Source organism: Candidatus Vampirococcus lugosii, assembly GCF_018420025.1.
GTDB classification, from domain to species: domain Bacteria; phylum Patescibacteriota; class Gracilibacteria; order Absconditabacterales; family Absconditicoccaceae; genus Vampirococcus; species Vampirococcus lugosii.
This window is the reverse complement of record NZ_JAEDAM010000027.1, coordinates 1-15,948: the sequence shown is the minus strand read 5'-3', so window position 1 is coordinate 15,948 and position 15,948 is coordinate 1. Positions and strand designations below refer to the sequence as shown.

At 22.7% G+C, this 15,948-nt stretch carries 8 protein-coding genes; all 8 read right to left on the bottom strand.

Annotated elements, in window-relative coordinates; all coding sequences use genetic code 25:
* Positions 1-750: 750 nt before the first annotated feature.
* On the bottom strand, positions 751-2,895 hold the full coding sequence (locus VAMP_RS02810; RefSeq protein ID WP_213349003.1) for a hypothetical protein: 2,145 nt from the start codon (positions 2,893-2,895) through the stop codon (positions 751-753).
* A 29-nt stretch (positions 2,896-2,924) separates the two neighbouring features.
* On the bottom strand, positions 2,925-3,974 hold the full coding sequence (locus tag VAMP_RS02805; protein ID WP_213349001.1) for a hypothetical protein: 1,050 nt from the start codon (positions 3,972-3,974) through the stop codon (positions 2,925-2,927).
* 25 nt (positions 3,975-3,999) lie between these two features.
* Positions 4,000-5,295, bottom strand: coding sequence for a hypothetical protein (locus tag VAMP_RS02800; protein ID WP_213348999.1), 1,296 nt, complete (start codon positions 5,293-5,295; stop codon positions 4,000-4,002).
* 146 nt (positions 5,296-5,441) lie between these two features.
* A complete protein-coding gene (locus tag VAMP_RS02795; protein ID WP_213348997.1) occupies positions 5,442-10,613 on the bottom strand; it encodes a hypothetical protein in 5,172 nt (1,723 codons plus the stop codon).
* 73 nt (positions 10,614-10,686) lie between these two features.
* Positions 10,687-12,540: a hypothetical protein gene (locus VAMP_RS02790; RefSeq protein WP_213348994.1), complete on the bottom strand. Its 1,854-nt coding sequence runs from the start codon at positions 12,538-12,540 to the stop codon at positions 10,687-10,689.
* Positions 12,518-14,149 (bottom strand): hypothetical protein, encoded by a 1,632-nt coding sequence (locus tag VAMP_RS02785; protein ID WP_213348992.1) that lies wholly within the window; start codon positions 14,147-14,149, stop codon positions 12,518-12,520. Before VAMP_RS02785 ends, VAMP_RS02790 begins: the two co-directional genes overlap by 23 nt.
* Before the next feature lie 66 nt (positions 14,150-14,215).
* The gene (locus tag VAMP_RS02780; protein ID WP_213348989.1) at positions 14,216-15,214 is read right to left on the bottom strand and encodes a hypothetical protein; all 999 of its coding nucleotides are present in this window, start codon (positions 15,212-15,214) and stop codon (positions 14,216-14,218) included.
* Positions 15,215-15,506: 292 nt separating this feature from the next.
* The coding region (locus VAMP_RS02775) for a hypothetical protein (protein WP_213348987.1) at positions 15,507-15,948 on the bottom strand (442 nt) is incomplete at its 5' end.

Here is a 15,948-nt window from a genome sequence, read left to right as displayed (position 1 = left end):
TATACTTATTTTAAGTAAAAATTCAACGATTTTATGTTTTTTTATGATTAAGTATAGTTATCATATATTTATATTTTTATGTATTTATATATTGACAAATCAAATAAAATATTAATTAATAATTTAGAATATTTATAAACTTCTAAATATTAACTCTTCAAAACATAATATTATCTATTATCTCATCTTTGTAAACAAAAAATATTTTATTTTGTAGTGGCGATTATTATTGTATTTTCTCTTGAAATAATATATTTTTTATCTTTTATTATTTTAAGTGCTAAGAATCATAATATGTTTATTAAAAAAAAGTACTCGCAAATATAGTTAAAAAACTTATGTTTACTAATTATCTTGTTAAATTTTTTATAGATAAAGATACAAAAAAATATATAAATGAAATTATATTGATATCTATAAATAGAATATTTAAAATACTATCAAAAATTTATTGAAACAAATTGATTGAATAAAACAAATTAATGATAATAATATATATAAAATCAAAAAAATATAGAAAATAAATTATTCAAAATAAGATTATAAAATATTATGTAGTACATAAATCTATTTTTATTCTCTCACAAATCCTTGTATAAATCAAGGATTTAGAAATTTTATTCTACAAATATAAATTTATGAAAAAATCAAGAAATTAAGTAAAATATAATTACTTAAATTTCTTGATTTTAGTAACAGACAATTTCTATTATAATTATAATTAATTATTTCTAATCTAAAAAAAACGATTTATTCAAATAATTTTGGAGATTGTCAAGTATGATATTTTATAATAAATGCCTCAGTATAATTAGAATCTACTGGACTAGATCATCTTCAAGATCTAAATTGATTTAAATCATACATCAAAGCTCTATGATAATCTGTAGTTTCTTTAGCACCTGGCAACATATATTTTCAAGCTCAAATTGCTCATCATACTGTATTCCTAGTATACAACCTTCATTCCAAAACTAATTGATTTTCTAAATTCTCACGTCTTTTAAAAGAATCAGAATAATTATTATATGAATCATTTTCATCCTTATCAAAACTAATTAATCATCAATCTCAATAAATATATGCATTAATTTCTTGAACATCTTGATTAACAAATATATTTCATAAAGTATCTTCTCTCACATCATCTCTAATAACAACAATTCATTTCATATGATTAATATCTTCATCTATAAGAAGATTTCAATTACGAATAATAAGTGTCTCAAAAGTATCAGATATACTAGAATATTCTATTGTATCACCTTCTCAATCAAGATATAAAACTCAATCTTTATTATCATCATATTCCCATCATCTAGTATATTCCAAAACTTTTCTTCTAAAAGAATTTCTAAAATTAGAAGTAGACATAGAAGAAAAATTCTGTGCTTGACCAGTTACATCTTGTCTTCATACTGTTTGAGATTGTCATATAATTTTTATATTCAAATAACTTGTATTTGTAGGTATATAAGTAACTCTACGATCATTTGGTTCATTACCATCAGATAAACGATATCTAACATCTTTTCAATCTACAGTATAAAATATATAAGGATCTGTAGTTAATCGTGGATCTCAATCTATATTTCATCAGTCATAATTAACAACCATTTCAAGATCAGTATCTCTTGAATCAAATCAAGTAGTAACTAATGCATATCAAGTTCAATTAACTTTTAATGTATTACCAAAATATTCTATTTCTTCATCATCTCCAAAATCTAAAATATCTGTTCATGTTGCATAATGTAAAGTTAATTCTTGAGCTTGTCAAACTCTAATTCAATTTGGATCTATTGACAAACTACCAGTAAATGGTTTATTAAAAGAATAATTTATATTATCTAATGTTACATTAGTTTTTCAAGGTACATCAACATTCTCAATATCAAAAGATATTTTTCAATTAGTTGTTTTAAATGGTGATATAGCTTTAATATCTGATATTCTAAACCCAAAATTGGTAGAACTACCTCGTATTTGAGTATCAATAACATCACTAAAATTAAGTGCACTATTATCATCTGGATCATATGCAGATTTAATATCTGCAGGCTCTTTTGTTTCATTTTTAATATTAGTAATACCTATTCATGCAAGTCATTCTATATCTACAAGTCATGGATCTTTTAATCATGAAAGATCAATCTTAAATTTTGATCAACATTTATCAGAATTATTTGCAAAACTAGATCAAATACATTCAAATTTATCATGAACTAATTTTATTATAACATCATTTTCTTTTGACTTAGGTTTTTTCTTATCTCATGGACATCATGTACAATCCCCTTCATTTCTATCAGTACCAATTAAATCTCAATTTCAATCAAAATATTTAGTTATTGTAACTTCCATTTGACCACAAGGTGCTGTAAGTCATTCATAATCTGATTCTTGTACACATTTAATTTTTCAATCTTCTGTCCAATCTCATTTAACTTTACAATTTCACCATTTTTCATGATATCATTTAGTATAAGTAGCACAATCATATTCTGTTTGTGTAGTTTGTGTTATACTAATTGGACCTGTTGGATCTGGATCTGGACCTGTTGGATCTGGTTCTGGATCTGGACCTGTTGGATCTGGATCTGGATCTGGATCTAATCAATCTGGTGGAACCAATTTTGATCAATCTATATCACAACTTATCATACTTGAAGTTCCATTAACAGTAAGCTTCAAAAAATCATAATCTTCTCAATATTCATCACATTTCATTTGATGAGTTAACTCACTTTCTTCATATTTATGATGCAATACATCAAATTTTACTCATTGCAATGTTACAGACTCTTCAATTTCTTCATCAGGTCAACTTGCAAAACTAATACCTAAACTTGTTACAAAAACAATATTACACATAAGTATTTTATTAAATTTCATTTTTTTATTTTATTTATATAATTAAATTTTTATTTCCAAATAGGTAACATACCATTTTTTAGATATATTTCACCAAAATCCTTGATAATATATTCATTATCATATTCTATAATTTCTGGAAACTGTAATCATCAACTTGTTTTTACTGGATTTAATGTAGGATATATAGCAAAATATCTTCTTATTAATTTTTCAGGTTCTTCACTAAATTCATAATTTACAATATTTTGTATAGATTCTTTTGTCAGTACTGTAAGATAATAGTTTGGAGAATCTTGTATTGTAGGCAAAATATAATCTAAAGAATTTTCTTTTTGTTCTTCATCAAATCATAATTTTTGAAAAAAATCTGAATTGATTAAATAATTAGTTAACTCATCTTTACTATCAAAATTTTTACCATTTCTAGTAAGTTCTATTCTTTCAAAATCTAACAAATAGAATAAATAATCAACTTTTTTTAATTCCACAAACATATTTCAATTATCATTTAATACAGACCATCAATTTTCTATATTAAAATCTGGTCTTTGTGATGAATAATTATCTCTTTTTGAGTTAATAGTAATATCTATTTTTCACTCAGGTTGATTTTCAAGATACAAAAACGGAGTATTATAAGTACCACCTACATTAGGAGATCAAGTATTTTTAAATCATTTAATTGCTATTTTATTTCATGGAATATTATACAACACCTCAGCAGAATAAGTTTCTGGTAAATTTTGAGAAACTCAATGCCCACACTTTCAAATATAATTAGGATCTGTAGAATTACATCGCCTTTCACCAGAACGATCTACTCAATCAATTTCATAAGGTCATTTAAATGTTGCACCTGAAATATGTCATTGTGCTACACATGATACAAGTGTTACAAATGTACTTCAAGATGTACTACCTAAAAGACTTGAATTTCATGATTTACACCGATCTATATGATAATCAGTAAGTTTTTTATTTTTATATAAATCATGTTTTTCAGCTTCTTCTTGATTTATATCAAGCATTTTTGCATAAGAAAATCAAACACCAACTAAAATAAGACATAAAAGTAAAAGTATTTTATTAAATTTCATTTTTTTATTATTTTAATATATAAATTTATTTTTTATTTTTGGAACCCAATATTATAAACAAAAATATTATAAAAAAGACAAATCCTAAGATTGCAATTATAATATAATAATTAAATCAATCTCAATCATCATTTTCTGTATTTTTTATGTTTTTTATGTTTTTCTCATTTAATTCACTATTACTAATTTCTAATGGCTCTAATCATATTCTTTCTCTTGCATCTTTATCAAAAGAGTCAATATTTTTCAACATTTCATCATAAAATTCTACCAATATTGTATCATTAGATATGTCAGGCTCTTCTCATTTACGAATTTGATTTGCATATTTTATTAAATCTTTACTTCTTGATATAAAACTCCATAAATCTGCATAACTATGATCTCATTTTAAATTCATTAACTCTTTAAAAACATCAAAACTAACAAATCAATTTATTGCTAAATATTTTGCAAACTCTGGATACAAATTTTCTATTTCTTGATACATATCAAAAAGCGGAAAACCTTCATTATTTGATTCATCAAAAATACCTTTAAAAACATCTAAAGAACTTCATCAAATAACATTTCAATTTTGATCATAAACTACTGTAAAAAGTAATTCTTCATCACCAGATGGATTTATTACATTCAAATATTTCTTCAAATCTATTTTGTTAGTAGGGAATGCATCAATTATATCATATTTACTAAAAAAATCATTTTGAGTTAATTTTGGAAAAACAAACAATCTATCAAAATCTGCTAATATTTCATTTTCATAATTAAAAGATCTATTTGTATTATGCCAAACTTTATTATTTTTGGACTTATCTTCTACCAATACAGATAATATTTCTCAATCATACCAATAATTATCTGCATCAACACTCATTAAATCAGGAGATTGAATATTCATAAAAGAACAACCAATAAAATATTCTTGTCAATCTTCAGGATTAGTAACAAATTCTTCAGCAATTATAAACTCTTTAACAGGATTTTCCCATTTTTCAGTTCACTCATAAATCGGAAATGGAGAATATGGTGGATGCTGATAAGATGTTTGTTCACCAAAAGAATGTAATCTCATAGATAAAATAGGTTTATTCAAATCTACACCAAAAGACGACATATTTTCATACTTTTTTGAAAAAGACTCTGATAATTTATCATATCATAAATCTTGAATCATTTCATATGCAGGTTTAAATTGCTCTACTTTTGACATATAATTAGTAAGATCATTATAGCACTCTTCTCTCATATCTTGTGTTCAATATGTAACAATAGGTATCAAAAAAAATAAAGGTATTATCAAATATTTGATATTAGACATAATAATATTAGTCACATTAATAAATAAATATAATACTAATTATATTGCATATAACTAGCATAGTTATATTGTAATATTCTTTTTTTAAATTTCAAGTAATAATTAACAAAAATAATAAAAAATTATTAAATTTATAAAAAAATTATTTATCAATACCAAGAATTAATATCAATACCTACTCTAAGTCATTTAATAATTAAATCACTAGGTATTTGTATTTTTCATGATCAAGAATTACTTTTAACAAAATTATTTATCTCTTGTTCAATATCATCTTTTCAATTAATTAGATCTCTTTCTTCATTTATAATAGTTAATATTTTATCTTTTTTTTCTTCATTTATATTATCTCTACCCGAATTATGATCAGGATTTATAAAATTAGTATTATCAAAAGCTTCATATAATTTTTCCAAAAATCATTCTCAATAATCTGGATTTATAGACTCAGCTTCATTAAATGCATAACTATAAGGATCTTGATTATTATCTTCGTAAGGATATTGAAGAACTAAATTATTAAATCTAAAACCACTTTGATAAACTAACCAAGCATTTCAAGACCAATATATTCAATAATTTTTTCTATTATCACTAGAAAAAAATAATTTAAGACTATCTAAATCGTTTTCTCATATATATGAATAAACATCTCTTGCTATAAAATATAAAACATTTTGTCATACTTTATTAGATATTCAATATTTTTCTGATAAAGATATTTCTTCTTCTGGAATTTCATCCCAATTAGATATTTTATCAAAATTTAAATTTTCCAAAAAGTTTGATAATCTTCCAAAATCAATATTATCAACATTTATATTAGATTCATACCTAGAAATTATTGAATTTAATATTCAAGGATGAATATTTTTGGATTTATAATTATAATATTCAATAAAATATTCCAAATTCTCTTCATAGTCAGAAAATAATCATAAATTATATCATTTTATTACTTTAATATATGTTTCACAAAGTAATTCAACATTTAACTTATCATTATTGATAAATATTTTATTTAAAACTTCATAATTTCAATTTTCTTTCAATTCATTAATTTTTACTTCATCTTCATTTTCATTAGATACATATCTAGACATTGTTAATATTTCTTCTATATATCATATTCAATTATTATATTCAATATTTTTAGATAAATCTGCCAATAAATTATTATTTTTTATATATTCAAATCTTTTATTTACTATAGAATAAAATTCTTCTCTTCTTTGTCTAACATATTCTCTTTCTTCTTGTGTAAGTTTTCTTGCATGTCTTGGTTCTTTATCCCAAAGCCTTATTTTTTCTTCATTTGGATTATCAAGATTCCAATCAAATCAAATAAAAGCATCTGTATAATTATAAATTTCTTCTTGATGTATCAGAGCTTTTATGGCATCATTTAGAGTTGCTTCTCATTTTTCTTCAAAATATTTTTCATCTTTTATCATATCAGCAACATTAAATCATAAACTAGGATTTATTCATTCTATTCATGAAACTGCTGATATTATTGATTGCTTAATTTTAGCACTAGACATACCTATATAATTTTCAAAATTTCTGTTATAAAAATCTACAGTATTACTATATTGTCATATACTAATCTCATGTAAACCCCATCATGCTATTGATATTAAAGTAGTTGCACCTATAGCCCATCATACTCAAGGAATAAAAACTGCTGCTCATAATGCTCATGCAGATGTTAAAGCAGAAACTGTAGTTGATAAATTTTGTGTTTTTTCAAGTTCAATTGATAAATCAGGATTTATAGCCTCCATTTCTTTAGCAGAATCCATTCATACATTATGAAAATAAGTTATCAAAACAACATCTAATACTGTCAAAACTCATCATGCTGTAATACGAGGTCTTGATTTTATAATATCTTTCATTTTGGAAACTGTTCTAGAAAAAACTTTTGTGCTTTCATGCAGTCAATCATATACTCAATCCACTGTTCTCAAAATTGAAGGATTTTGTTTTATTTCTCTTAATGATTGAACGGTTGTATTATTTATTAAATCATCTATAGAATCAATTTGATTTTGTAATAATCTTTTTTCATCTAATGATAAACTTGGATTATTTTTTGCCTGTATTAATTTTTGTTTAAATTCAATATTTCAAGATTTAATTTTTTCTACTTTAAGTTCAAGATCTTTTAATTCTTCTGGAGTTAAAGTTCCAACTAATGGAGATTTAACTCTAGATAATTTAGAACTTGATAATTCTGGAGATACAGATTTTATAAGTGTTGGAGAATTTAAAAAAGATGATCTATAAGTTCTAATATAAGAATTAAAATTTATTTTATTTCAATTATTAATTTCATTAATTATACTATTAATAATTTCATTAATTTGAGTACTACTCAATCATTTGGAAGATCTAGCAATAGATTTTGCAAATTTATTTATTTGATTATTATCTAAATTATCAAATCAAATAGTATTTATATTTCTTAATATATTATTTAAAGAATCTAAATCACCATTATAATATTTAATAAATTTATTTAAAAACATTTTTTTATTTCAAGATAAATCTTGTATAGAATTTATAGATCTTGACAATTTTTCTGAAATATTAATTTTTATATCATCAGGTATTTTTTGTAATGAAACAAAATCTCTTAAAATTGAAGGTTTATCTGATAGAATTTGTTTTCTAAGATATTTATTTTCCCAAATATTAGCAATAGAATTATATTGTTGTGGTGTTAATCAATCTCAAAAAGCTTGTTGCAAAAATGTAGCTTTTGTCAATTTTCATCAAGTTATTCATCTTATATTATTCCAAATATCAGTAGATTTTTCCAAACTCAATCTTCATCTAGCAAAATCATATAAAAGTCTTGCTTTTCCAAAATCATTTTTTGGATATAATCAATAATGAGCAAATCATGCTGGAATTTTTCTCAAAATAGGATTTTTTATTAAATTAATTGGAGAAAAAATAAATCCACTTATAGGTTTTGAAGCAATTTTAACAAGTGGTGTTCTATTTGCAATCCAAATAGAAGTAAGTAATGTTCAAGCACTTAATTGAAAAAATCAATCTTTAAATTCTCATTTGAAAGAAAGATCTATAAAACTTGAAATTTCTCTACCAAATTGTTTAATAATAAATCAAGCTTTTACTACCAAATTTCAATCTTCTCTAATCTCTACTAAATTATCTACTCATATAATAATCTCCTTTTGAAAAATATAAAAATCATCTACTACTTGCTTAAGATTTTCAATATCTTTTTTAGTAGGATTTTTTCATTCTCAAAAAGTTTCAAGAACTTTTTTCCAAGGTCAAACAAATTCATCATATCATATAGTTTGTAATAATTCTCTTAAATTTATATTTTCAGAATTAAAAGAATAATAATAAGGTCAAAATAATGCTTCCAAAAATTCTCTTTCTCCAAAATTATCTATATCTTCTCATAAATTTTCTGACAATTCATTTAAATATTGTTTATCTAAATCATCTAAATTATCCCAAGATTCAAAATTTGATAAAATATCATCTATTTGATAATTTCATTTTTCTCATTCAAACAATATTTCTTCATACCAATCATCAACTTCTTGCAATCTTTCTTGTAAATTTTCATTTATTCAAGAATCCAAAATTCAATAATTATTCAATATTTCATTTGCATTTAATATTTTTGAATTCAAGAATAAATCTAAAGCAGGTTTTACTTTATTTTCCATAAATTTTTCATCATCAATTTTTTCCATAATCAAAAATTCTTTTTCCGTTTCACTTTTATTTTCAAAATCTGGATCATTTTCCAACAAGTTTTGTTTTATTATTTCATATTTTAAATAATCTATCCTACTATTAAGATAGGAAATTATTTTAATATTTTTTCTAAATATTTCTCTTATTTGATCAACAAAATCTTCTTTATCTAAAAAATTTTTAAATTTTTTTTCAAATTCAGTATCTGGAAGTAAAAATATATCTGTTGTAAAACCATCTATTTTTGAAAGAATTCATGCAAATGGTTCAAAATATTTTTTTAATTTATTAACTCACCAACCCAATAAATTTTGTTTAAAAATTTCTTTGGAAACATTAAATGTTTCTAGAAAAAAACTTCATTCTGACAAAATTTGATCAATATTTTTATATCTTTTGTCTAGTGCATAAGGATAAACTCATGAATAATCAAGTCAATTTTTTTCATTTTCCCATTCATATTCTCAAAGCATATCATTATTTTTCATTCAATCAGAAAAATCATCTCAATATGCAGATTTATAATAAAAATCTACTCATAAAGAAAATTTATTATATTTTTTTCTATCACTTTCATTAAGTTGCTCAAAACTTTTAACATTTCTTTCAAATCAAGATCAATAATTTTCAGAAGAATTTAATTTTCAATCTTTATTGAACCAATTATATAGTAAATAGCCCCCCACTCATAAAATTCATCACCATTTCAACATACCCAAAAATCAAAGTTTTTTTCAATCTCATCATCATTTTTTATTTCCAAAAAGTTTAGAAAGTCATTTCAATGCTAAAGCACCACCAGCCAATAATCATCATGCAACTAATCATGTAGACAAAGTTTTATTTTGCCAATTATCTTTTTCAAAAACTCACTCAACTCAAACATCTTTCATTTCAGAAAATATATCTCATCATTTTTCAGAAATATTATCCAAAAAATTTAATTCTTGCTCAGAAAGGTCATCCCATCAAGATCTAACTCATTCATTGTATTTTAAAGCAAAATCAGGCATAACACTTTTCATTCCATCCCATATTTTTCAAAAATTTTTTTCATTATATTCTTGTGAAAAAACTGTATTATCTTGAACCAAAAAATCAAGAACTTGAATTTCTCTATTTGTCAATGAAATATTATTTTTATTTATATAATTTTGTAAATCTTGAGTATTTGAAATATTTAATAAATTTATTTGTTTACTAAATTCCTCAATATCTACGATTTCATTGTATGGATCAATATTATCTTGCATAATTTTTTTAAAAATAGAACCCATAATATTCCATCATACAAACATATTAAAAGATTCAAGTTTAACAGAATCTTGCTCATTTAATATTTTTTCTTTATCATCATTTATTAATTCCAAAGCAAGATCAAAAGTAGATCTTGAATCTATCTCTTGTCATAATCTTTCAAGATTTCATTTAGTTTCTCATTCTATAAGTTCCCTTCTTACATCAAGTTCAAAATCATTAAGTATTTCAGAAACATCTTGTTCTTGTTCAATTTCTAATGATTCATTATTATTTTCTAATGAATCAGTATTAATTTCAATATTTGACATTTTTTATTAATTATTTTTAATACAATAAAAAATAATTTATCTACAAAACTTAAATTAATAAAATAATTTAAATTTATAAAACTTCATTATCTTCATCAACTTCATTATTTTCATTATTTTCATTATTTTCTCAAGATGCTAAATTAGATTTAGTTTCTACTACTTCCATCATTTGAACACTTTCCATTCAATATCATGCCATCAAAGTTGCAATCCATTGAGATCATATTTTATTAGTAATATTTGAATGTAATTTTCACCATAAATTAATAAAATCATTTTCTGATATAGCAAAAATTCTAAATCTTGCTATTAAATCTTGAGCTTGTGAAGTATCTCATTTTAATGATTTTAATCTATAAATTAAATCATCTGCAATACGATCTCTAATTGCAAATTTTCTAACTTCTATATCTCTATCTTTTTCAAATTCTTTTATTATATCATTTACTTTTTGATCTTTTTTTTCATTTAAATTAGTAGATGAAACTCATAACATAGTAAATCAAGTAATTAAAAAATCATTTACTTCTTTTTTAATTTTTTCAATATCACCATTTATATTTCAGTTTTCATCAATTTCTCATCATTCAGCTTTAATTATAGCAATTATTGATTTATTTTCTCTATATTTTTCAGATAAAGTATTTCAATCCCAAATTCATTTTAATTCCAAATTTCATTCATCAGAAATAGTTAATACTTCCTTTAATTTATCATCTCAATAAATATTTTGCATAGTAAGTTTTATAGATTCTCTAGCTACAGTATCATTTCTAAGTCAATCCAAAATAGCCCTTCTATTATTTTGTAACTCTTCTTGAGATTTACCACTTGCAATATTTTTTGCAACAAAATATCATCATACAATTCATCAAGTTTTAAGCATCCAAATTAATTTTCAATCAATTCATTTTGCTCAAAAAAATCATTTAATCATTTTCCAAGCAATATATGCACCACCTACCACCATACCAATACTTGCTATACCTTGAGCATCTTTTCTATTAAGTCATGTCATTGAAATAGCTTCAGTTAATAATCAATGAATTCATCTTTTTTGCCAAACTTGATTCCATTCAGAAAGGTTTCATGGTTTAGCATTTACTATATCACAAAGTATAGAATTTGTATCTTGTACTTCATGAAAATATTCTATCACTCCTAGCCTATTTCCAAAAATATTTATCAAACTAGCATCAACATTTCTTAAATTAAAATTAGGATTTTTATCCTGTATATTAAATAATAAACTATTTTCTACATCTCCCATTCTATTTTTAATAGAATTAAATGATTGATACAAATCAATATATTTTGTAATAGCATTTTGATCAATACCTTTATTTGCCATATCTCTTGATAAACTTGATATATCTTGATCAAAATTTATTTTTTCTTCTCATCCAATTTTAATTTGATTTTGAATTTTATTTTTAAATTCTTCAATTTCTTGTTTTTTTTGTTCAAAATCTTCTTCCAAACTAGAATAATCAAAAATTGCTTGTATATCACCATATTCTATACTTCAATTTTTTGATATAATATCTACTATTGCCTGTTTTGTATCAAAATCAAAAATATGTTCCAACAATAAACTATCCAAAAATTCTTTTGGTAAGTTATTAGATTTAAATTCTTTTTGTAAAATTAAATATTCAGAAGGATTATTTAAAATTTTATTTCAAATAATACTTGAATATGTTTGAATTTCTTTTTCTCAATATTCTCATCATTGCATAATATTTGTCAATCTTCAAACCAAAATCTCTGTATCCAAAGATTCAAGAGAAATATCTAAAATTTCAGGATTATCATTAAGTTTATCCACTGAATTATTTCTATCTAGATTATTAGGATTATCTATACTCATTTTATTTTTAATATTTATATAATATATAAAATTATCATAATATATTTGTTTCATTTCGTTTTTTCTTAAAATTTTTCCATCACTTATTCAGCCATCATTCTGATTTAGATTTTTCTGCTACTTCTTGTTCAACTTTTTCTTGTTTTGGAGATTTTTTTACTTCTCATGTTTCAAGATCAAAATATTTTCTTCAATTTTGAAAATATATAATATCTTTATTATTTAATTTATCTATTTTTCATGATAAAGATTTTAATCATTCTCAAGAAGATATAAGTCAACAAAATTTATCTTGTATCAAAGATTTTCAAGTATTTGCATCATAATAATTAGCTAAATTTCAATTTTCTCACCTAAAAATAAGTTTATCTTCATTTTTTATTTTAACTTGAATAATTTTTCATATTTCATCAAATCCAGATCATATAATTTCTTTAGTATCAAAATTTATATAAAAATATTTTTCTCAATTTCTAACTTTTATATATTTCATTCATCAAATTTCTTCTATATCTCAAATTTCATCTCATTCTCATTTTTCCAAAAAATTTATAATTTTTCAAGTTTTCAAATTTATCAATACATATTTATCATTTCCTTGTTTTGCTTTAAAAATCCAATCATCACCAATTTGCTTTACTTGTTCAACTTCAATTAAATCTATTCAAATCATCTCTGAAGTATTAAGATTTAACCAAGATATATTTTCTCAATCTCTAACTTTTACATATTTTTCTCCACCAAAATCTTTTATATCAGACAATATTTCATCAAATTCATTTCATATTTTATCTCATCCAAATGTAGTTCAAGATTTTAATTTTAAAACATATATTTTATTATCTTGAGATGATAAAACACTTGATCTCACAAACAAAAATCATTGCTTTTGAGATTCAGGGTTTATTATTTCATAATCATCATTGGATTCAAATCTATTATTAGACAATGAATATTTAAATTTATCTTCATAAAAAACTCATCACTCATCACATCCTATCTTGGAAGAATCTACATCTCATAATATTTTTCAATCAATAGTCATATATTTTTTTCAAACTCAATATGTTGAAGTTATAAGACTATTTGAATTTCCAGTTCAATTATCAACAATAAACAATCATGTAGTATGATCAAAACTAATACTATCATACCAATTACTAATAAAACATCATTTATCAAGATTTACTAATCTAAATTCATTTCAAGATTTTCCTTTAACAATAGAATAATTTTGTCAATTATGAGTAATAAGTTCCACATTTTTTCAATTTATGTCTTCTCATAAAAAACTTTTAATATCATTTCAATTCTCATCTTTTAAAGATCAAGTATTTTTATTTTTATTTTTAACAAACTTGATAGGTCAAGCTGTAAGAGAATTTATCAAATCATTTTGAGTATTTCTAATTAAATCATCTATATTATTTGTTAATTGATTTTGAATTTTTTCAAAAACAATATTTAATTTATTATAACGAGAAATATTATTTTCAATTTTTTTATCATAAAAATCTTTCAAAACAGGATCTCATCATAAATCATCTTTTTCTTTTTTTAAAGAACGAATTTCTTCCAAAATTTTTTTTTCTTCAATTTTCAATTCTTCTAATTTTTGTTTCAAAAGAGTTTCATTTTCTGTTCAATTTCAAGATTCATTCATAATTTGTATTTATTTAAATTTTATAAAATATATTTTCTTAAATTAATTTATGTAAAATAAATATTTTTAATCATCAGCACTTGAATCATCTCAATCATCTATATTTTCATCTTTTATTTTTCATTCTTTTTTTGTTTTTATTTCTGGTTCAATTTTAGTTTTACTAGGAATTTTTATTCAAATACTTGGAACTGCATAATCTCTAAATTGATTTGCAACAGGATTATTAAATAAAAATTTAATAATATCATCAAATTTAGCAGATTTTTTTTCATTTTCTGGGTATTGTTTATTTATATATTCCAAATTTTCTTTTATAAAAATTAATAATTTAGAAAACAATTCTCTATTTACTTGATTATCATCAATTCAATCCAAACTATTTAAATCCAAATTATCCAAATTTTGTAATAAATTTCAATCTCAAAAAAAAGTATATTCACTCAATGAATTCAAAATATTTGAAAAATTATCTATATCAGATTTATTTATATAATCTTTTTTTTCAAAAAACTTTGATATTTTATCCATCTTTACATCATTTGAGAATATTTCAAAATTTTTATCAAAAAAAGAAAAACTTGCCATAGAATCAATAGAAGAAATAAGTGAATTAACAAATCTATTCATAACATTTTCAAAAAATTTACCTGGATCATCCATAAAATCAATATCTTCTATTTTTTCAAAAGTTCAATTTTCTATAAAACTTTCATTTACAAGCCTTCGTGTATTTTCTTTTTCAGATTCTAAATTTCCTACTTGTCAATCATTTTGATCAATTTTAGTTTGCAAATTATCTAATTCAGATTGAATTCAATTAATAATATTTAATATTTCTTTTATTTTTTCATCTTCAATACTATCCAAAGCTTCTTTAAATTCTTCATAAGCTTTTTCTTTATCTTCCAAACTTATTCAATCTTGTTCAAGTTCTGCTTTTAATTTTTCAAATTTTTCTCTAACTTGAGTTTTATTCTCATTATTTTCATCCATTCATTGTATAATATCTTGTATATTATCTAAATCATCATTTGTTCAAACACTTAAAGTATCAATTCACATTATTTTTTATTTTATTTATATAAAAATATAAATTTTATTATATAAAATATAGTATAAATATAATTTATAGTATGTCAAAAAAATAAAACTTTTATTTTTACTTTTCTCGCCCGGGCGGGAAAAGTAGTACAAAAAGCTAAAATTAATAAATACTAGTCATAACACTTTTTATTATTGATAATAAGCCAGTTTTTATCTAATATTTGATGAGTTAATTATAATATATTAGCTACCAAATTCACTATATGGTCAAGTTAATCACTAATCCTAAATATTAAAAAAAGTAAATATTCTATTCAGACTTACAAGCAATTCGGTCATCCTCACTATCATAATCAACCAAATTTTCTTCCCTTGTCGATACCATACATAACATCCCGAAGCAAGTTTGCTCAATATACACATAAGTTCGTTGGTCAGGATCGCAATGTGCTAAATCTCGCTTATCATCCAATTGTTCCCCCTCCTCTGTGCCCTTATAAAATAATGGATTAAAACCCGCATCGTCCATTACTATTCTACAGTTTACTTCACTATCCATTGGAATACAATTACAATCATTTCCTATATATGGATCTAGACATCATCCACTTCCTCAGCCTCCATCACTTCCTCAGCTTGAAATACTACCACCACTTTCTTTAAAATAAGTATCTGATTCTTTTTCAACCTCACTTAAATCTCAAGATCAAGATATTTTTTCATTTATTTCTTTATTTTCTGTTAAATCACTA